Source organism: Streptomyces sp. RLA012 (assembly GCF_056270325.1).
Map to the genome: position 1 here is coordinate 10,870,161 of NZ_JBWDPA010000002.1, position 20,371 is coordinate 10,890,531.

Genomic DNA, 20,371 nt, shown 5'->3' on the forward strand with positions numbered 1-20,371 from the left:
ATGCCAGGGCCGCCGCACCGCGTGGCCTATCCGGGCGTCGTGAACCCCGGTGACCGGGCCGGTTCCGGGCGATGGACGCCGCGCGGCCGGTACCCCAACCGGTCCGCCACACCCACCAGATCGGCCAGCAGCCAGACGATCGCGAGCCACATCTCGGTGCCTTGCAGCCCCGGCTCCCGCCCCGGTCCCGCACCGCCCTCGCCCGCCGGACCGAACCCGAAACCGGCGCCGTCCCGCCAGCGCCCCAGCGCCCGCGTCAGCTGCTCCTCGGCCCACACCCGCACCTCGGCCGCCCGATGGCCGGTCCGCCGCCCCGCGAGCCACAGGGGATGGGCCACGTCCAGCACATTGCAGGCGTTCTCCCGGCCGGCCGCGAACCAGCGCTGATCACGGGCGTGGGCCAGTACGGTGTCCACGACCCGTTCCGGGTGAGGAACGTCGAGCCCGAACTGGGCGTAGGAGCCCCGGGTGAGCCGGTAGTAGCCGTTGACCAGCTGCAGCCGCCCCGTGGCGGGCGACTCGGCCGCGCCCCACATCCCCGTCCACGGATCCACCCGCGTGGTCAGCCAGCCGAACAGCGCCTCCAGCGCGCCCGGCTCCCCGGCCTCGACGCCCAGCTCCAGATTGCGATGCGCGCCGGTGGCCCAGCAGTCCACCCACGCACCGGCCGACCAGGCCCGCGTCCGCCACGGCAACGACTCCAGCCGGGACACGAGCTGACCGGCCGTCATACGTCGTACGACATGCACCGGTTGATCGAAGCGGGACCCCAGCAGGTCCAGGGCGTAGCCCACGGCCAGGACGTGGTACTCGGCGGTGCCGTCGTCGACCCAGCCGTCCTCGGCCGGAGCGGGTAGCTGCCCCGGGCCGCCGTCGGGGGCGAACTCGGGCACCAGCCCAGTGCCACGGTCCTGCAAGGCCCGGAGCCGCTCGGCGTGTTCGGCGGTCGGCAGCTGCGGTGGGGCCGAGCCCAGCAGCAGATCGGCGATCTCGACGGCGTCGCAGTGCGCCCGGACGGTGGCCGGTGCGCCCGGCCGGTCGACGTAGCGGCCGGTGCGGGGGTTCCAGCAGCGGGCGAGCAGATCGACCGCCTGCGCCCGCACCCGGTCGGCAAACCGGGCGACAGCGTCACCTGGTCCGAGGCCTTCCGGTCCGAGGCCTTCCGGTCCGAGGCCTTCGGGATGAAGACCCTCCGTTCCCAGATCCCTCGGGGCCAGGCCCCCCGGACGAAGCTCCCTCGGGGCAGGGCCCTTCGGGCTCAGGCCCCCCGAATGCAGCCCCTCCGGGTCGGGGCCCCTCGGATGAAGGCACTTCGGGCTCAGGCCCTCCGGTTCAAGGCTCCTCGGACGAAGGTCCTTCGGGTCCAGGTCGTTCGGGCTCGGGCCCTCCGGGTCAGGGTCCTCCGGGTTCGGGTTCGTCGGGCTCAGGTCCTCCGGATCCAGGCCCTTCGGGCGCGGGTCTGTTGGGCTCAGGTCCTCCGGATCCAGGCCCCCCGGGCCCCCTCGCCGCCCGACACCCCCGGCGCGGCGGTCCCGCAGGGGGCGGGCCGGGTTGCCCGCGGCGATTGTCCACGGCGGCAGGTCCTTGGTGACCACCGTCCCCGCGCCCACCACGCAGTGGTCGCCGATCGTCACCCCGTCGAGGACGACGACGTGCGAGCCGATCCACACGTCGTCGCCCACGGTGATGCCCTTGCTGGTGAGCGGCTGCCGGTGCACCGGCAGTTCGGGGGCGAAACCGTGGTTGAAGCCGAGCAGCGAACTGTGCGCGCCGATCCGTACCCCGTCGCCGAGGGTGATCCGCCCTCGTACCGTGGCGTACGGGTTGACCGTGCAGTCGGCGCCCGCGGTCACCTCGCCGGTGACATAGGCATGTCCGGCGACATAGGAGTTCGCTCCCAGGCGCAGCACGTCGGCGAAGACACCGGCGGTCGGGGAGACGAAGCAGTCCGGTCCGAAACGCGCGCCGGATTCCGCCAGCCGCCGCTGGCGCGCGTCCTGCCCGGCGCGCTGCCCGGCCGAGGCGCGGTGCACGAAATCCCAGGGGCAGAAGTCGAAATAGGCGTCCTCGAAGGCGTTTTCCGTGTCCATTGCACGGAAGTCTAGAGAGCGCTTACTGCACGGACAATCCCCGTGACTGTCGTGTCCACGCGGGGTATCGGCCCGGGGGAGCCGTAGCGTGATGCACCGTAACGGTGGAACGTGCAATCACCTGACGGCCGACCCCAGGGCGACGCGATGTGTTGGAGTGCGACGGCCGACCTGGCAGCCGGTACCGCGATCGCCGCTGTCGGAGTGGCCTGTGTGGCCCGGGTGGCCCGGGTGCGTCGCGCCCGCGATCTGCCGCTGGCCGCGCTGCCGTTGCTCCTCGGGGCGCATCAGATCGTCGAGTCCGTGGTCTGGAACTCCGGCGGGGGCACGAGCCCGGCCACCGTCGCCTGGGCCGTCATCGCGCTGCCTCTGCTGGCGGTGTGGGTACCGGCCGGTGTGTGGTGCGCGGCTCCACGGCAGGCTCGGCCCCGCCCGGCGGTTGCGACGGCGATCGGCGTCGCGACCGCCGCGGCACTCGCGTACGCGCTCGCGACGCATCCGGTGCGGGCCGAGATCCGCGGCCACACCGTCGCCTACGTCGTCGCGCTGGACCACCCTGAACTGCTCGTCACCGGCTACCTCCTGGCCACCCTCGGCTCCCTGCTGCTCTCCGGCGACCGCGGACTCGTGCTGCTCGGTGCGGTGATGGGCGCCGGTGCGCTGATCTGCTGGGCGCTGTGGGAGCTGGAGTTCGTGTCGACCTGGTGCGCGTTCGCCGCGGTGTTCTCGGTGGCGCTGTTCGGCTGGGTCCGCGACCGGGCGCACGTGCCGCGAACCCGCACCGGCATCCGGGGGCCGTGACCGGACGGTTCGGGCCGTCAGTGGCCGGGAGCGAGCCACGGCATCGGGTCGGTGTAGGTCCCGTCGACGAGCACCTCGAAGTGCAGGTGCGGGCCGGTCGACAGGCCGGTCGAGCCGACGAACCCGATCACGGTTCCCGCTTCGACACTCCGGCCGGTGGTGACCGCCATGGCCGACAGGTGGCTGTAGGTCGTCTCCAGCCGCTTTCCGCCGAGGGTGCCGTGGTCGATCACGATGCGGTTGCCGTAGGCCTTGGTCAGTCCCGCGAAGACGATCTGCCCCTGCCGCGCGGCGGATACCGGTACCCCCTGCGACGCGGCGAAGTCCACCCCCGTGTGCAGCTTGGTCACGCCCGTGAGGGGGTGTTCGCGCGAACCGAAGGGCGAGGTGACCACCAGGGAGCTGAGCGGTGCCGCCAGGAAGCCGCTCGTCGTCCCACCGCCGGGGTTCGCCGTCTCGTCCCGGTCGAACGTCTCGTAGCGCGCGAACAGTCCTTTGACCTCGGTGAGGTAGGTCCCTGCCTCGGTGGGCACACGCCCCGCACGAGTCACGGAGTCCGTGCCCACCGTGTAGGCGGCGAGAGTGAGGTCGAGGAGCTCTCCCGTGACGGTGCCACGGGTTCTGAGGCTGGTGACCTTCTTGGCGAGCGCGCAGTCCTGGCGGGCGAGCGCCATGATGGCGTCCACCGGGTCGCGGGGCGAGGACCGTCCGTTGCCGTCCTCGTCCTTGCCCCAGGTCCGCCACTGCGCGTCGGTGAACCCGGCGATGCCCTTCTCGTCCGAGAGCGCGCCCGAGTCGGTCTGCCAGCCGGAACGCTGGTCGATCTGGGCCGCGAGAACGGACGGCTTCAGGACGGTGCAGGTCTTGGCCGCCGTACGCAGCCAGGGGACGTAGGACTCGTCGACGCGGTCCGTGGCCTTGCCGTCCGCGGTCACCGAACGCGCGTCCGAGTCCGGCGACCAGCCGGAGGACAACCGGCCCGTCGCGACCAGGAACCCGGAGAATCCCAGCGCGACCGTCAGCCCCGGCAGGGCCAGCAGCGTGAAGGGACCGGGGCGGCGGCTGCGGCGAGTGCGGCCTGCCCCCTGGTCGGGTGACGACTCGTTCACCGGAAGGACTCCCTGGGCCGTGCGGTCACCGAGCCCGGGCGGACCGGGTGCGGAATGAAGAAGAAGCGTGTGCGCCGCCCGGCCCGCTCCGGCCGGACGCGGAGCGGTGCTGCCAGGACCTGGACGGGGCTCTGCTCCACCACGGCTCCGGAGGGCCGCATCGCGAGCCGGCGCCCGTGAAGTCCTCGGGTCCGGCGGACGCCGACGGCGGTTCTCGGGGCGTCCGGACGCACACGAAGGGACGCTAGCGTTTCGTCCGCCGGACTTCATGAGGTGCAAAGGCAAGGACAGGTGCCCGTTCGGGCAGACCCGCGTCGGGCGGGCCACACCGCGAGCCCCACGCACGATGCCCCGGGGACTTCGCGGCGATCCTCCTGCGTGGCGATCCTCCTGCGCGTCGATCTCCCCGGCGCCCAGGCTTCGGCGCAACCCTGAAGCGGTCGGCGCAACCCTGAAGTCGGTGGGCCCCTCCTACCAGTCGACACATCGGCCGAACGAACGGAGTGATGGGTGGACGGCTTCGAGTCCTCTGCCGCCGGCACCGGATCGTCCCGGGACGCCGTGCCACGGCGGGCACTGTCCCGCCGCGGGTTCATCGTCCACACACTGGCGGCGTCCACCCTGATCGTCGCGGCGCCGCTCGGCTGCGACGGGTCGTCGGCGGAGGGCGTCGAGCCCACCGCGGCGGGCACCGGTGCGCCCTCCGACGTCCTGGTGACCGGTGCCGACGAGGAGATGCTGGTCCTGGAGGTCACCGCGGCCAACAGGATCGTCGTACGGCTGCCGCGCGTCGAGGTCGGCCAGGGCATCACGACCGCGGTCGCCATGATGATCGCGGAGGAGCTGGACGCCCGGCTCGCCGACGTCGACATCCCGCTCGCCGAGGCCCGGACCCGGGGAAACCAGTACACCGGCGGTTCCAACTCGGTCAGTTCGCTGTACGGACCGGCGCGTCGACTGGCGGCCACCGCGCGCGCCAGGCTGGTGACCGCGGCTGCCCGGAGATGGCACGTCCCCGCGCGAACCCTGCGTACCCGGGACACGAGGGTGATCGCCCCCGACGGACGCTCGGCCACCTTCGGGTCGCTGACCAGGAGCGCCGCCACCATCCACGCCCCCGCGGTGTCCACCGAGCCGAAGCCGGCCTCCCGGCACCGGGTGATCGGGCGGCCGACGACCCGGATCGACGCGCGGGACATCGTCACCGGCAAGGCCCAGTACGCCGGAGACCTGACGGCGGCCGGGGCGAAACCGACCGTGGTGGCCCGGCCGCCGACGCTCGGCGGAAAGGTCGTCTCGGTCGACGACCGGGCGGCGCGCGCCCTGCCGGGCGTCCACGCGGTGGTCAGGGTCGCCGGTGGCGTCGCCGTCGTGGCGGACTCCTTCCACCACGCCTTCAAGGCCAGGGACGCCCTGCGTATCACCTGGGCCCCGGGCCCGCTCGCGGCGCTGTCGGACGCGGCCGTCCGGTCCCGGCTGTGGGCCGCCGTGCCGCCGCTCGGCACCCCGCTGCTCGGAACGCGGCAGGTGACGGGCGAGTTCGAGTTCGCCTTCGTCAGCCATGCCCCGATGGAGGTACTGACCGCGGTGGCGGACGTACGCGCGGACCGGGCCGAGCTCTGGTTCTCCTCCCAGACACCGATGGACGCGCGCGACACCATCGCCTCGGCGGTCGGGCTGCCGGCGTCCAAGGTCCGGGTGCATGTCATGCGGGGCGGTGGCTCGTTCGGAAGGCGGCTCGACTCCGACGCCGCGATCGAGGCGGCCCTGATCTCGAAGGCGGCACACCGTCCGGTGAAGCTGATGTGGAGCCGCGCCGACGACATCCGGCACGGCAGGATGCGTCCGGCCAGCCACCATCGGATCAGGGCCAGCCACGCGGGGGGCCGAGTGGTGGCCTTCACCCATATGACGGCCTCGGTGAGCGAGTCCTTCGGGAAGGAGGGAGTGACCGCTCAGGGCGGCGTCACCTCCGCCCTCTCCCGCACCCCGGCGAGACCGCTGCCCAGCGACAGCGGCCTGTACAACTTCGGGCGCGTGTCCGGGGACTCGGGCTCGGTCGAACTGGCGATGCCCCTCGGCGCCTGGCGGTCCGTGGACTCCGGCACGATGCGCACGGCGGAGGAGATCGTCGTCGACGAGGTCGCGGGGAGCCTGGGCGAGGACCCGGTCGCGTTCCGGCGAACGACCCTTCGGAGCCAGGCGGTCAAGGCCGTACTCGACAAGGTCGCGACCGCCGGGAACTGGGGCCGGACCATGCCGGCGGGCCACGCCCAGGGCGTGGCCGTGCACGAGGAGTACGACTCCTGCGTGGCCTGCCTGGCCGAGATCGACGCCAGCGACCCGAAGAACCCGAGGGTGACCCGGATGGTGATGGCGGCCGACGTCGGAACGGCCGTCAACCCGCGCGGACTTCAGGCCCAGCTCATGAGCACCGCCGTCGACGGCATCTCCACCGTGCTGCAGGCCGGCCTGCACATCGACCGGGGCGCCGTCCGCGAGGGCAGCTTCGCCGACTTCCACTACGCCCGCCAACGGCACGCCCCGCTGCGCTTCGAGGCGCACATCATGCCCTCCCACCGCGACCCCGGCGGGGCCGGTGAACTCGGCGTCCCGGCCGCGGCGGGCGCCGTCGCCAACGCCTACGCCCGGGCGACCGGCACCAGGCCCCGCCGTTTTCCGATCAACTTCTGAGAAGGTGCCGATGCCCTCCTACTCCTTCGTCCTCAACGGGAAGCCGGTCACCGTCGAGGCACCGGCCGACATGCCGCTGCTGTGGGTACTGCGCGACATGCTGCACGTCACCGGCCCCAAGTACGGCTGTGGCGTGGGAGTCTGCCGTGCCTGCACCAGCCACCTCGACGGATCCGAGATCCAGCCCTGCGTCGTCCCGGTCGCCGACTGCGCAGACCGCGAGGTGACCACGATCGAAGGGCTGGCCGACGGCGACCGGCTGCACCCCGTGCAACAGGCCTGGCTCGACTGCGATGTCGCACAGTGCGGCTTCTGCCAGCCGGGACAGATCATGGCCGCGGTGGCGCTGCTGAGGACGACGCCCCGGCCGACGGACGCCGACATCGACCGCATCGAAAACGTGTGCCGATGCGGTACATACTCCAGAATCCGGGAGGCGATCAAGAAAGCCGCCCCCGACGACTGAGCGCCGCCCCCGACGACTGAGCGCCGCCCCCGACGGCTGATCGCCGTGCGCGGTGACTGAGCGCCGTGCGCGGCGAGGCCGGGGCGAGGTCGTTCAACCGATCGGTTGAACGCGGGTTCCACCTCTGGCGCGGCGTGCGCTCCGCATGGGCGACGCGGGGGGCCTCCTGGCGGCGCAAGAATCGCCACGGGCCATGGCGCCGAGTCCGCGCCCAGGCCCTCACCCCCGTCAGAGAGGCCCCGCAGCGTGTCCCCATTCCTCAGCAGACGACGTGTACTCGCCACCGGAACAGGTGCGGCCCTCGGCCTCGGCGCGTTCGGTGCCGCGGCCGCCTCCGCCACCGCTGCCTCGCCCACCGGGCCCCGGCGGGCCGCCGGGGCCGAGGAGACCAGGACGCTCGACGAGTTGTACCGGGCCGCCCTGGCGGCGGGCGGCAAGCTCGTCATCTACGCCGGCGGGGACACCCCGACGCAGCAGGACGGCACCAAGGCCGCCTTCCTCAAGCGCTTCCCCGACATCGACCTGACACTGATCGTCGACTACAGCAAGTACCACGACGTCCGCGTCGACAACCAGTTCGCCACCGACACCCTGGTCCCCGACGTCGTACAACTGCAGACGCTCCAGGACTTCACCCGCTGGAAGGAGCAGGGCCGCCTGCTGCCGTACCGGCCGGCCGGGTTCTCCAAGGTGTACGAAGGCTTCAAGGACCCGCACGGCGCCTGGGTCGCCATCGGCGCGATCGGCTTCAGCTTCCTGTACGACGTCGCCGCGGCCGGCGCGGACGCCCCGAAGACGCCGCTCGACCTGATCGACCCGAAGTGGAAGGGGAGGATCGCCTCGTCGTACCCGCACGACGACGACGCGGTCCTCTACCTCTACAGCCTGTACGCGCAGAAGTACGGCTGGGACTGGGTGGCCGCCCTCGCCCGGCAGGACGTGCGGTTCGCCCGGGGCAGCAACTCCCCGGGGGACGCGGTCCTCGGCAAGCAGAAGGCGATCGGCATCGGCACGGCGGGCACGCTGACCTCCCCGGCCACCTCTCCCGCGAAGTGGGTCGTCGCCGACGGACACCCCTTCATGGCCTGGGGCCAACGGGCCGCGATCCTCAAGCAGGCCAGGAACACGACGGCCGCCAAGCTCTACCTCAACTGGCAGCTGTCCACCGCCCAGCAGCAGGCCTCCTTCAACGGCTGGTCGGTACGGACCGACGTCGCGCCCGCGGCCGGCCTGAAGCCGATCTGGGAGTACCCCGACGCCCATGTCGACGGCTTCCCCCGCTTCATGGCCGACCGCGCGGCCGTCGAGCGCTGGAAGCAGACCTTCGCCCTGTACTTCGGCGAGGTCAAGGGCGACCCCACCCCGGGTTGGCCCGGACTGCACCCGGGGGCGTAACCGCTGGTGAGGCCGCCGATCCCGGTCCGGTCCGGACGCCGGCCCGGACGCCCGTCCGTACGCCGGTCCGGACGGGGACCGGCGACCCCGCTCTTCACATCGGCCCTACAGCCGGCGGATAGACTCGGACGCCCTGTCCGACTGGTTCCAGTCCGCCCAAGGGGATCCGCCGTGCCCGACCGCGCTCCACTGACCGCTCGCGGCAGCCGGCTCACCTTCGAACGGGTTTCGCATCTGGCGTTCTTCCTCGTCGTCGGCGCCGGTCTGGTGCGCCTCACCGAGCTGAACAGTCCACTGTGCTGGGACATCGTGACCGTCAGCGGACTGCTGGCGGTGGCGTACGCGGGCGGGCTCGCGTGGTGGCACCGGCTCGGACCGGTCGGCCGCCATCTCTGGATCCCGCTGCTCCTGCTGCTCTGGACCGCCCTCGTCTTCCTCGCGCCGGCACCGCTGACGACCGCCTACGTCTGGTGCGCGCTCCCGCTGGCCTGTGCGGCCCTGCGCGCGCTCGGCCGCCGCTCCGCCATGGTCACGGTCGCGATGATCACCCTCGTGCTCGTCGACGCGCTCGTGCGGTCAACGGGCCGGTTCGACGCGGAGGTCGTCCTCGTGCCGGTGGCGGCCGTCTGGGGAACCGTCGCCCTCTACCGGGGCCAGCAGCGGGACGCCGCGCTCCGCCAGCGCCTCGTCGAGGAACTGCGGGACACCCGCGACACGCTGGCCCGACAGCAACGCCGGGCGGGCGTACTGGCGGAACGCACCCGTATCGCCCGCGATCTGCACGACACCCTGGCCCAGGAACTCGCGGGCAGCCTGATGCTGCTCCAGGCGGCCGAGCGCGACTGGGACGCGCGGCCGGAGGTGACACGGACCCGCGTCCGTGCCGTGGCCGACGGGCTGGGCAGCAACCTCGCCGAGACCCGCAGGATGATCCGGGACCTCACCCCGTCCACCGTCGCCGAGGCCGGTCTGGAAGGCGCGCTGCGGCTGCTGTGCGCCCGTTCCCGTCAGGAAGGCGCCGCGGCCGGAGTGCGGTTCCGCTCGCTCGGAACGCATCGGCCCGCCCTCGACGACCACGCCGCCACCACCCTGTTCCGTGTCGCCCAGAACGCGCTGGCGAACGTACGCGAACACGCCCACGCGGTGAATGTGCAGGTCACCTTCCACCGGCACCCCGATCGGGTCGCACTCGAAGTGAGCGACGACGGAGTCGGATTCGACCCGGCGCGGGCGTTCGTGACCGTCGCTCGGACGGACCGCGGATTCGGCCTCCCCGCCGCCCGGGCCCGGCTGCGGGAGTGCGGCGGCGACCTCGACGTCAGCAGCGCACCGGGCCGGGGCACCAGGATCCGGGCCACGGTGGCGGCGCGGCCCCGGCCGCAGCCGGCCGAGCCGACGTGCGCCCCGGTGAGCGCCCGGTGACCGCCGCACCCCTGCGGGTACTGATCGCGGACGACCACACCGTCGTACGCGCCGGTCTGCGCGCCCTGCTGGAGGGCGAACCCGACCTCGACGTGATCGCGGAAGCGGGCAGCGCGGAGGAAGCCGTCCGGCTGGCCGCCCGACTGATGCCGGACGTCGCGCTGATGGATCTGCGGTTCGCCGGGCCGGGCCACGGGACCGACGGCGTCGAGGCCACCCGCCGGATCGCCGCGCGGGCGCCCGGCGTCGCGGTGGTGATGCTGACCAGCTACGCCGGACGGACCGATGTCGTCCGCGCGTTGGAGGCGGGTGCCCGTGGCTATGTACTCAAGGCGGGGCCGCCGGAAGAGCTGTTCCAGGCGGTCCGCACCGCGGCCGCCGGATCCATGGGGCTCGCCGCGGAGATCGTCGGTGAACTCGTCGGCCAAGTGGTCCGTCCGGAGCAGGACCTGAGCCATCGTGAGATCGAGGTCGTCCGGCTGATGGCCGAGGGCCGCAGCAACCGCGCCATCGCCGAGGCGCTGTACCTCAGCGAGGCCACGGTCAAGACCCACCTGGTGCGCGTCTACCGCAAACTCAAGGTCGACAACAGGGCGGCGGCCGTGGCGGAGGCCGTGCGCCGGGGCCTTCTCGAACTCACCTGACGCACACCGCGTTTCACGACCGCAGGGCCGCGAAACGGCTCCCCTCGTCCGTGGTCGTCGTGATGGACCGGCGTGCCCCCGCACGGGGGACACGCCGGCTCAACCCTCGAACGGGGGGGCCGTGCTCGCTGTTCGAGGGCTGTCAGAGGGCGGGCTGCCGCAGTACGGCGACGTCCCGGGGGGAGAGGACGACAGTGCCTTCGTCGTCCGTGCGGCCGACCAGCAGGTCCCCGCCGAGTCCGGTCAGCGGTACCGTCTCGTCGGTCCGGTTGACCAGGAACAGATAGCGGCTGTCGGCGTCGCGGCGCACGATCAGCTCGACCCTTCCCCGCGCGCCGTCCGGCAGTTCGCTGCCGACACCGGCCGGGGCGAGCAGCTTCGGCAGCAGCGCGGTGAGGCCGTCCGCGCCGAGCCGGGTGGAGACGTACGCGGCGGAGCCCTGGCCCGTCGGGCGGCGGGTGACGGCGGGGCGGTCCGCGTAGGTACCGGCGCGGTAGTGGGCCAGCACCTCCACCGCCGGGTCGGTGACGCTGATCCGGTCGGTCCACAAGGTGCCCGTGGAGAGCCCGTCCAGGCCGTCCACGTCGACGTCGACCGTGTGGCCGTCGAGCAGCGGGCCGAACTCCTCGATACGGATGCCGAGCAGCTCGCGCAGGGCTCCCGGGTAGCCGCCGAGCCAGATGTGGTCGTTCTCGTCGACGACACCGGAGAAGTACGTGGTGATCAGGTGGCCGCCGTTCTCGGCGTACCGGGTGAGCTCCTTGGCCAGCGCGGCCGGCATGACGTGCAGAACCGGCGTGATCAGGACCTGGTAGCGGTCGAGGTCGGTCTGGGTGGTGACGACGTCGGCCCGGATGCCGAGGGCGAGGAGCGCGGAGTACCAGTCCAGCGCCTCCTGCCGGTAGCTGAGCTGGGCGGTGGGGTGGGAGTCCTGCTCGCTCGCCCACCACGAGTCCCAGTCGAAGACGATGCCGACCCGGGCCGGCTCACGCTCGGTCCCGGCGACCGGAGCGAGGGTCTTGAGGGTCTGTCCGAGGCCGGCCACCGCGCGGAAGAGCTCGCTGTCGGCTCCGGCGTGCGGGACCATCGCCGAGTGGTACTTCTCGGCGCCGGCCGCCGACTGGCGCCACTGGAAGAAGCACACCGCGTCGGCGCCGTGCGCGACATGCACCAGCGAGTCACGGGCCAGGTCGCCCGGCCGCTTGGCCACGTTGATCGGCTGCCAGTTCACGGCGCTCGTGGAGTGCTCCATGAGGAACCACGGCCGGCCGCCCGCGATACCGCTGACGAGGTTGGCGGAGAAGGACAGCTCGTCGCGGTCCTGCGGACCGGGCACCACATAGTGGTCGTTGGAGACGAAGTCGATCTCGGCGGCCCAGTCCGCGTAGTTCATGCCCTTGGTGTTGCCCATCACCATGAAGTTGGTGGTGACCGGAACATCGGGCGTGAGCTCGCGCAGCACGTCCCGCTCCGCGCGCAGGTAGTCCTTCAGCACGTCGGAGGAGAAGCGCTTGAAGTCCAGCTGCTGCGTGGGGTTGGGGTGGGAGGCGGCCAGCCGGGGCGGCAGGATCTGCGCCCAGTCGCTGTAGCGCTGGGACCAGAACGCCGTGCCCCAGGCGTGGTTGAGGGCGTCGAGGGTGGTGTAGCGGGCGCGCAGCCAGTCGCGGAAGGCGCGGGCGGCGTCGTCGGAGTAGTCGTAGACGTTGTGGCAGCCCAGCTCGTTGGAGACGTGCCAGGCGACCAGCGCGGGATGGTCCGCGTACCGCTCGGCCATCTTCCGCACCAGGCGCAGCGCGTACGCGCGGAAGACGGGGGAGGTGGGGCGCCAGTGCTGACGCGCCCCCGGCCACAGCGTCTCGCCGGAGGCGGTCACCGGAAGGATCTCCGGGTGCGCCGTGCTGAGCCAGGGCGGCGGGGAGGCGGTGGCGGTGGCCAGGTCGACCCCGATGCCCCCCGCGTGCAGCAGGTCCATGACCTCGTCGAGCCAGCCGAAGTCCCACTCGTCCTCGGCGGGCTGGATGCGGGCCCAGGAGAAGATCCCCACCGAGACGATGTTGACACCGGCCTCCCGCATCAGCCGTACGTCCTCCTCCCACACCTCGCGTGGCCACTGCTCCGGGTTGTAGTCGGCGCCGTAGGCGAGGCGGGGGGTGGCATCACCGTCCGGCCCGTGCCGCAACTGGGACAGGAGGGTGGAGATCATGATGGTCCTTCCGGTTACTGCACAGGTGGCGCGAGGTGCGTGGTGGTTTCCGGGCGGCCGCCGCCGAGCGACTGCTGCTCAGCGGCGGCTCCCGAGGAGATGCCGGTTACTTCGAGACGGTGAAGCCCTGCTCGTTGCCGTACTTGACGGAGGCGTCCTGCCAGCTCTTCAGGCCGTCCGCCAGCTTGGTGCTGGAGATGTACGCCTTGCCGACGGTGTCGTTGAAGATCGAGTTGGCGTACTGCTGGAAGGGCAGGTACGACCAGTCGTCGGCGACGTTGGCCGCGGACTGGGCGAAGATCTCGTTGGCCTTCTGGCCGCCGAAGTACTCGAACTCCTTGTTCTGGAACGAGGAGGACTCGAGCTCCGCCTTGGTCGCCGGGAAGGCGCCCTCGTCGATGCGGGTCTGGACGCCGGCGCCGGAGTTGGCGTACTCGACGAAGGCGTAGGCGAGTTCCTTGTTCTTGCCCAGCGTGGGCAGGGCGAGGGAGCTGCCGCCGTTCTCCGCGCTGGCCTTGTCGCCCTTGGTCCATTCCGGCATCGGGGCCGCGCGCCAGTCACCGGAGGCGTTCGGCACACCGGTGACGAAGTTGGCGGGCATCCAGGCGCCGGTGGTCAGGGTGGCGATGGTGCCGTCGCCCAGGCCCTTGTACCAGTCGTCGGTCCAGCCGTTGATGGGCGCGAGGAGCTTCTGGTCGATGAGCTTCTGCCAGGTGTCGGTGTACTTCTTGGCGCCCGCGTCGGCGAAGTCGATCGTCACCTTGGTGCCGTCGACCTTGTAGGGGCGCGAACCGGCCTGCCACAGCATGCTGGTGGTGAAGCCCGCGTCGCCGGCGTCGTTGGCGATGTAGACCTTGGGGTCGGCCTTGTGCAGCTTGGCGGCCGCCGTGACGTACTCGTCCCAGGTGGTCGGGACCGCGATCTTGTACTTGTCGAAGATCTTCTTGTTGTAGAACATCGCCATGGGGCCGGAGTCCATCGGCAGGCCGTAGACCTTGTCACCGTCACTCACGGCGTTCCACGGACCCGGGGTGTACTTGGCGGCGAGCTTGTCCGCGCCGTACGGGGCCAGGTCGCTGAGGCCCTTGGTCAGGGAGTACTGGCCGAGCGCGAAGTACTCGACCTGAGCGACGTCGGGGACGCCCTTCCCGGCCGAGATGGCGTTCGACAGAGCGGTGTAGTGCTTGTCACCGGACCGCTCGCTGACGAGGTTGATCTTGACCTTGGGGTACTTCTTCTGGAAGTCGGCGGCGACCGTCTTCAGCGTGGGCTCCCAGGCCCAGACCGTGACCGAGCCGCCCTTCTTGAGGGCCGCCTGGATGTCCGCGGCGGAGACCGCCTTCTGGCCGGAGCTGTCGTCGTCGGAGCCGCCGCAGGCGGTCGCCCCCAGGGCGAGGACGGAGAGGACGGCGAAGCCGCGCATCAGGCGGCGGGTCGTTCTACGCATGGAGGTGCTTCCACTTCTTCGTGGGTGGGACTTCTTCATGGGTGGGACAGGGCGACGGTGAGAGAGATGGGACTGCGGGGGGTGGGGCCTGAGGGCGGGCTATTCCTTGACGCTTCCGGCGGCGAGCCCGGACTGCCAGTACTTCTGCAGCAGCAGGAACGCGGCGATCAGCGGCACGATGGTGAGCAGCGAACCGGTGATCACCAGGTTGAAGATCACGTCGCCGCCGATCGTCTGGGCCTGGTTGTTCCAGGCGTCCAGGCCCAGGGTCAGTGGGTACCAGTCCGGATCCTTGAGCATGATCAGCGGCAGGAAGTAGTTGTTCCAGGTGGCGACCGTGGTGAAGAGCAGAACGGTCACGGTGCCGGGGGCGAGCAGCGGCAGAGCCACCTTGAAGAAGATGCGCACCTCGCCCGCTCCGTCGATGCGGGCGGCCTCCATCAGTTCGGTGGGGATGGCCTCGGTGGCGAAGACCCACATCAGATACAGACCGAAGGGCGACACGAGCGAGGGGATGATCACCGCCCATGGGGTGTCGGTCAGTCCCATCTTGCTGAACATCAGGAAGGTGGGCACGGCCAGCGCGGTGCCCGGGACGGCCACGGCACCGATGACCACGGCGAAGACGGAGCGCTTTCCGGGGAAGCTGAACTTCGCCAGCGCATAGCCGCCCAGGATCGCCAGGAGGGTGGCACCGCCGGCGCCGAGCCCGACGTACAGCAGGGTGTTCAGCAGCCAGCGGACGAAGATGCCGTCGTGGTACGTGAACGTGTCGCGGATGTTGTCCCAGAGGGCGAAGTCGTGGCTGAACCACAGCCCGGACGAGTCGGCGAGCCCCTCCTGGGTCTTGGTGGCGCTGATGACCAGCCACAACAGGGGCACCACCGTGTAGACCAGGATCAGTCCGGTGAGCACGGTCAGCAGAATGCTGCGCTTGGGGCGCCCGGGAACGTTCTTCTTGCGGGGGGTGCGCAGTCGGGGTGTGCCCTTGGAGCCGCCGCCGGCCTGGGCGGGCGTGGAGTGGGAGGCGGTGGTGACGGGGCTGCTCGTGCTGCTCGTGCTGCTCATCGGGTCACGCTCCCTTGCGCATGCCGCGGAGCTGCACGACATAGGCGATGACCATGGTGATCAGCCCCATGATGATGGCGACCGCCGCGGAGTAGTTGTGCTGCTGCCCGTTGAAGGACAGTGAGTACGTGTAGAAGTTCGGGGTGTAGTCCGTCGTGATGGCGTTGCGCGCCAGCGGCCGCAGGATGCTCGGCTCGTTGAAGAGCTGGAAACTGCCGATGATCGAGAAGATCGTCGCGATGACCATGGCGCCCCGGATCGCGGGGAGCTTGATGGCCGTGATGACGCGGAACTGCCCGGCGCCGTCGATCTCCGCGGCCTCGTACAGAGAGGTCGGGACGACCCGCAGTGCCGAGTAGAAGATCAGCATGTTGTAGCCGACGAACTCCCAGGTGACGATGTTGCCGATCGACGCCAGGACCAGGTCCGCGGAGAGCGGGTCGGGCAGGGTGACGTCGAAGGCGCTGTTGATGTCGCCCACCAGGCCGAACCGGGTGCCGTACATGAAGCCCCACATCAGGGTGGCGACCACGGCGGGCACCGCGTACGGCAGGAAGATCGTGATCCGGAAGAAGTCCCGGCCGTACAGGCGGCCGCTGTCCAGGGCGAGTGCCACGAACAGGGCGATGCCCAGCATGATCGGCACCTGGATCACCAGGAACAGCGAGACCCGGGTCAGCGAGGACCAGAACTGGTCGTCCTTCAGTGCCTGCGTGTAGTTGTCCAGGCCGACGAAGGTGTTGCCGCCGATCAGCTGGTCGCGGAAGAGACTCAGATAGATCGAGTAGACGATGGGGGCCAGGAAGACAAGGGCGAAGACGGCCGCGAAGGGGCCGATGAACCCCCATCCCGTCCACGAACGGCGGTCCCGCTTCGCCGAAGGCCGGGCCGGCGGGCGCTTCGCGGCCACCGGCGGTTGTAGCGTCGTCATGTCGTTCCTCGCTCGTCCATCTCGGAACCGGCGTCTCACGCCGTCGCGATGTTTACGTAAACATGCCGTCCCCGTTCCCGTCGAGGGCTGTTATGTTTACGTAAACATCTGATGGCGGCATGTCTACACTGCGCCAATGTCGGTGGTCAAGGGTCGTCTGACGAAACTGCGACTCGGGTAACAAAGGAGACGGGTGGACACTGCGGACAGCGCCTCGGCGGGAACGGAACGGGCCCGTGCGCGCAAGGGGAAACGGGCGGTGCGTCGCACGCAGGGTGCGTCCATGGCGGATGTCGCACGCCTCGCCGGCGTCTCCTCGCAGACCGTTTCCCGGGTGTCCAACGGTTACGCGGGTGTGAACGAGGAGACCCGCGCACAGGTGCTGGCGGCGATGAAGGAACTGGGCTATCGGCCCAACAGCGCGGCCCGGGCCCTGAAGCGCGGTGAGTTCCGCACCATCGGCGTCATCACCTTCAACCTCTCCACCACGGGCAACATGCGCACTCTGGAGGCGATCGCCACCTCCGCGGCACAGGAGGGTTACGCCGTCACGCTGCTGCCGGTCGCCGTGCCCACCCAGGACGAGGTGCGCGGCGCCTTCTCCCGGCTCGGGGAACTCGCCGTCGACGCCGTCATCGCCATCATGGAGGTGCACCTGCTCGACGCGGCCACCATCTCCCTGCCCCCGCATGTGCAGGTCGTCGTCGCCGACTCGGACGCGGGCGACCGTTACTCGGTGGTCGACACCGACCAGGCGGGGGGAGCCCGCGCCGTCGTACGGTACCTGCTGGACCTCGGCCATCGCACGGTCTGGCATCTGGCCGGGCCCGAGGAGTCCTTCGCCGCACAGCGCCGCGCCGACGCCTGGCGCGACGCGCTGATCGAGTCGGGTCGCGCCCTGCCGCCCCTGGTGCGCGGCGACTGGTCGGCGGAGTCCGGCTATCGCGTGGGCCTGCGGCTCGCCGAGGAGCGCGACTGTACGGCGGTGTTCGCCGCGAACGACCAGATGGCGCTGGGGCTCATGCGGGCCCTGCACGAGCGCGGCCGGAAGATCCCCGACGACGTCAGCGTGATCGGCTTCGACGACATCCCCGAGGCCGGTTCCTTCCTGCCGCCGCTGACCACCGTGCACCAGGACTTCGCCGAGGTGGGGCGGCTGTGTGTGGAGGGCGTCCTGCGGCGGATGCGCTTCGGCGGGCCGGAACACGGCACGACGCTCGTCCCCACCCAGCTCGTGGTGCGTGACAGCACCGCACCGCCTCCGGCGGACGCGTAACCCGGGCGAAGGCCGCCGCGCGGGACGAGGGCAGGTACGGCGTGCCGGGGCCACGACCGTCCCGCGGCACACCGGCAGCGCGGTCCCGTCGGCCGCGACCGGCCCCGGCATTCGGCGTCCCCCTCGACCGGCGGCCCGTCCCGTACTGCCGCCCGGGCCGGCGATCGAGGGGGCGCTCATGACCGGGCCGGGGCGTTCCCCAAGGTCCGGCCCCGGTGACGGCCGTCGTCAGGAACCGTCGCGTGCCGGGGGTGTGTAGAAGTCGCCCGTGGACGTCCAGACCCCGTTCTTCACGACCACCCGCTGCACACTGCGGGTCCCGAGGTGGTTGCTCGCGCTGAAGCTCATCACCGGAGACACCCCCGGATCCACCTTGGTCGCCTTCTCGTACGCCTTGTCGACGGCCTGCGCCGTGACCGGCCCCTTGATGGTCTTCGCGATCTCCGCGAACACCTTCGCGTTGCTCCAGCCCCACAGCGCGAGGAACCCGGCGGGCCGGCCCGGCTCGTACGTGGCCATCGCGGTCCGGAACTCCTTCACCGCGGGATCGGTGTCCGACGGCGCCTTGACCAACTGCACGGCCTTGAGTCCCTCGGCCGCGTCCTTGGCGAGGGAGACCGTCGACTCCGCGGCCACGGGCGCATAGGCGTACGTCGGCAGCGACAGCCCCTGGAGCTTGGCCTCCTTGAGGAAGGCCGCCGCCTCGGGAGACGTCAGGATCAGGACCACCGCCTGGGGCTTCTTGGCCTTGACCTTGCTGATCACCGGCGTGTAGTCGGTGGTCTGGTACTTGACCGGCAGCCGGTCGACCTCGACCGAGGGGTCCACCTTCTTCGCGACGGGCTCGACCTGCTTGGCCACGTTCACGAACGCGGCCGGGTCACTGTGCACCACGACGATCTTCTTCGCACCGTCCTGCACCGCCCACGCGGCGATCGCCGCGGCCTGGTCCTCGTAGAGGGTCTGGGTGCCGAACAGGCCGGGGCGCGGCGGGTTGTACCAGGACTCGGTGCCGCCCACCTCGTTGAGAACCGGGACCTTGGACTGATTGAGGACGAACGGGAAGGCCGCCTCCGCCTGGGAGGTGCCGTTCGCGTTCACGATGGCCACGACCTTGTCCTGGCCGATGAGTTCGCGTGCGATCTGCACGGTCTGCTGCGGGTCGGCCGCGTTGTCCTTGACGGTCCACCGGATCTTGCGGCCGTTGACGCCTCCAGATGCGTTGATCATCTTGAAGTACGCGTCGGCGCCCGCCTTCTCGGGCACGCCGTACGAGGCGGTGGCGCCGGTCAGAGGGAGCCACGCCCCGATGTGGATCTCCGACGTGTTGCCACCGGCTCCTGCGGAGTCCTGGCCCGCGCACGCGTTGGCGGTCAGCGCCACCACGGCCAGGACGGCCGTCGTTCCCGCGGCGCGGCGGAATTTTCTTATGGTCCGGAACACGATCCACCTCGTTCACAACATGAGTTCAGTTTGTTCTTCACGGTCAGGCGGTGGTCGCGGCGGTCTCCCGGGCGCCGCTGAAATACGCCGCTTCCGCGAGCGCGGCGAACGACGGGTCACCGGGGCGCCCCTGGGCGGCGACCGTGCCCTCGTGCAGCACGGCCACCTCGTGACAGACGGACATGGCCCGGCTGAGCAACTGCTCCAGCAGGACGACCGTCAGCCCGTCGTGGGCCAGCCGTACCAGCCGGTCGTACACCTCGTCGACCAGCGCGGGAGCCAGCCCGAGCGCCGGCTCGTCGACGATCAGGACGTCCGGCCGGACGATCAGGGCGCGGGCGATGGCGAGCATCTGCTGCTCCCCGCCCGACAGCCCGCCGGCCGAGGCGGACATGCGGTCGCGCAGCCGCGGCGGCAGCCACTCGGTGGTCTCCGCCAGCCGTTCGCGCAGCGGTGCGCCGGTGAGGCCCGCCGCGTACGCCGCGACTTCGAGGTTCTCCCGCAGCGACAGGGTCTTGAACAGGGCCCGTCCCTCGGGCGCCAGACTGGTGCGGACGGTCCCGCCCGTCTCCCTGCTGCCCCGGGCGGGCTTCAGCGAGCCGTGCAGAATCCCGGCGAGTGTGCTCTTCCCGGCGCCGTTGGCCCCGGCGATCCCGAGGACGACCCCCTCGCGCACATCGAGGTCGACGTCCCGCAGCGCGACCACACCGCCGTAGGTGTGGCCCACCTGGCTCAGCCGCAGCATGCTCCGCTCGCCGACCCGTTCGGGCAGCTCCGCCCGGCCGCCCATGGTGCCCAGGTACGAGGAACGCACCTCGGGATGGTCGAGCACGGTGTCCGGGGAGCCCTCGCCGATCGTGCGGCCGAAGTCGAAGGCCAGCACCCGGTGCGCGACCGAGAACAGGTCGTCGAGGACGTGGTCGATGATCAGGACGGCCGTGCCGTGGGCGTGCAGCCGCCTGATGTGCTGGGCCAGCAGCGCGCGCTCACCGGCGTCGAGGCCGCCGAACGGCTCGTCCAGCACCAGGAGTTTCGGTTCCTCGGCCATCGCACGGGCCAGGTCGAGACGTTTCTGCAGCCCGAACGGCAGCTCCCCGGGCCGCCGGTCGGCCACGTCGGCGAGACCGACGGAGTCGAGCAGCCGCGCGACGGCCGCCCAGTCCCGGGCGGTGATCCGGCGCCGGGTGCACAACACGTTCTCGGCGACGGTGAGTTCGGAGAACACCTCCGCGTGCTGGAAGGTACGGCCGATCCCCAGCCGGCGCCGCGCGGTCGCCCGGGCCCCCAGCAGCGAGGTGTCCGCGAAGTCGACCGTCCCGCTCACCCGACCGTTGCCGGTCAGTCCCGACACCGCGTTCAACAGGGTTGTCTTTCCCGCCCCG

At 71.1% G+C, this 20,371-nt stretch carries 15 protein-coding genes; 7 read left to right on the forward strand and 8 right to left on the reverse strand.

The genetic code is table 11. The features are described 5' to 3' along the window. Window positions 1-26 precede the first annotated feature (26 nt). Complete coding sequence (locus RV986_RS49565) at window positions 27-2,090, reverse strand: acyltransferase (protein ID WP_475923670.1); 2,064 nt, start codon at window positions 2,088-2,090, stop codon at window positions 27-29. Window positions 2,091-2,237: 147 nt separating this feature from the next. On the opposite strand from RV986_RS49565, the gene RV986_RS49570 reads away from it, so the two are divergent. Continuing rightward, the gene (locus RV986_RS49570; protein WP_475923671.1) at window positions 2,238-2,891 is read left to right on the forward strand and encodes a DUF6629 family protein; all 654 of its coding nucleotides are present in this window, start codon (window positions 2,238-2,240) and stop codon (window positions 2,889-2,891) included. 17 nt (window positions 2,892-2,908) lie between these two features. Here RV986_RS49570 and RV986_RS49575 read toward each other — a convergent pair whose 3' ends face one another. Next, the gene (locus tag RV986_RS49575) at window positions 2,909-4,000 is read right to left on the reverse strand and encodes a M23 family metallopeptidase (protein WP_475923672.1); all 1,092 of its coding nucleotides are present in this window, start codon (window positions 3,998-4,000) and stop codon (window positions 2,909-2,911) included. A 594-nt stretch (window positions 4,001-4,594) separates the two neighbouring features. Here RV986_RS49575 and RV986_RS49580 point away from each other — a divergent pair. From RV986_RS49580 to RV986_RS49600, 5 genes are all read left to right on the forward strand, one after another. Then, a complete protein-coding gene (locus RV986_RS49580) occupies window positions 4,595-6,694 on the forward strand; it encodes a xanthine dehydrogenase family protein molybdopterin-binding subunit (RefSeq protein ID WP_475924695.1) in 2,100 nt (699 codons plus the stop codon). A gap of 10 nt (window positions 6,695-6,704) precedes the next feature. Then, complete coding sequence (locus RV986_RS49585) at window positions 6,705-7,160, forward strand: (2Fe-2S)-binding protein (RefSeq protein WP_475923673.1); 456 nt, start codon at window positions 6,705-6,707, stop codon at window positions 7,158-7,160. Between the two features lie 246 nt (window positions 7,161-7,406). Next, window positions 7,407-8,555 (forward strand): ABC transporter substrate-binding protein, encoded by a 1,149-nt coding sequence (locus RV986_RS49590; RefSeq protein WP_475923674.1) that lies wholly within the window; start codon window positions 7,407-7,409, stop codon window positions 8,553-8,555. 171 nt (window positions 8,556-8,726) lie between these two features. Continuing rightward, the gene (locus RV986_RS49595) at window positions 8,727-9,977 is read left to right on the forward strand and encodes a sensor histidine kinase (protein WP_475923675.1); all 1,251 of its coding nucleotides are present in this window, start codon (window positions 8,727-8,729) and stop codon (window positions 9,975-9,977) included. Then, a complete protein-coding gene (locus RV986_RS49600; RefSeq protein WP_475923676.1) occupies window positions 9,974-10,621 on the forward strand; it encodes a response regulator in 648 nt (215 codons plus the stop codon). Before RV986_RS49595 ends, RV986_RS49600 begins: the two co-directional genes overlap by 4 nt. A 142-nt stretch (window positions 10,622-10,763) precedes the next feature. Here RV986_RS49600 and RV986_RS49605 read toward each other — a convergent pair whose 3' ends face one another. The 4 genes from RV986_RS49605 to RV986_RS49620 all read right to left on the reverse strand — a co-directional run bounded on the left by RV986_RS49605 (window position 10,764) and on the right by RV986_RS49620 (window position 16,270). After that, window positions 10,764-12,824 carry a beta-galactosidase gene (locus RV986_RS49605; protein WP_475923677.1) on the reverse strand — a complete coding sequence of 687 codons (2,061 nt, stop codon included), beginning with the start codon at window positions 12,822-12,824 and terminating at the stop codon, window positions 10,764-10,766. A 106-nt stretch (window positions 12,825-12,930) separates the two neighbouring features. Then, window positions 12,931-14,271 (reverse strand): ABC transporter substrate-binding protein, encoded by a 1,341-nt coding sequence (locus RV986_RS49610; protein ID WP_475923678.1) that lies wholly within the window; start codon window positions 14,269-14,271, stop codon window positions 12,931-12,933. A gap of 99 nt (window positions 14,272-14,370) precedes the next feature. After that, a complete protein-coding gene (locus tag RV986_RS49615) occupies window positions 14,371-15,339 on the reverse strand; it encodes a carbohydrate ABC transporter permease (RefSeq protein ID WP_475923679.1) in 969 nt (322 codons plus the stop codon). 4 nt (window positions 15,340-15,343) lie between these two features. Further along, window positions 15,344-16,270, reverse strand: a complete 927-nt coding sequence (locus tag RV986_RS49620; RefSeq protein ID WP_475923680.1) for a carbohydrate ABC transporter permease — start codon at window positions 16,268-16,270, stop codon at window positions 15,344-15,346. A 283-nt stretch (window positions 16,271-16,553) separates the two neighbouring features. Here RV986_RS49620 and RV986_RS49625 point away from each other — a divergent pair, with 283 nt between their 5' ends. Beyond that, window positions 16,554-17,546, forward strand: a complete 993-nt coding sequence (locus RV986_RS49625) for a LacI family DNA-binding transcriptional regulator (protein WP_475923681.1) — start codon at window positions 16,554-16,556, stop codon at window positions 17,544-17,546. A 228-nt stretch (window positions 17,547-17,774) separates the two neighbouring features. Here the strand turns inward: RV986_RS49625 and RV986_RS49630 are convergent, their stop codons facing one another. Both RV986_RS49630 and RV986_RS49635 read right to left on the reverse strand, forming a co-directional pair. After that, window positions 17,775-18,989 carry an ABC transporter substrate-binding protein gene (locus RV986_RS49630; protein WP_475923682.1) on the reverse strand — a complete coding sequence of 405 codons (1,215 nt, stop codon included), beginning with the start codon at window positions 18,987-18,989 and terminating at the stop codon, window positions 17,775-17,777. A gap of 43 nt (window positions 18,990-19,032) precedes the next feature. Further along, a complete protein-coding gene (locus tag RV986_RS49635; protein WP_475923683.1) occupies window positions 19,033-20,340 on the reverse strand; it encodes an ATP-binding cassette domain-containing protein in 1,308 nt (435 codons plus the stop codon). Window positions 20,341-20,371: the final 31 nt, after the last annotated feature.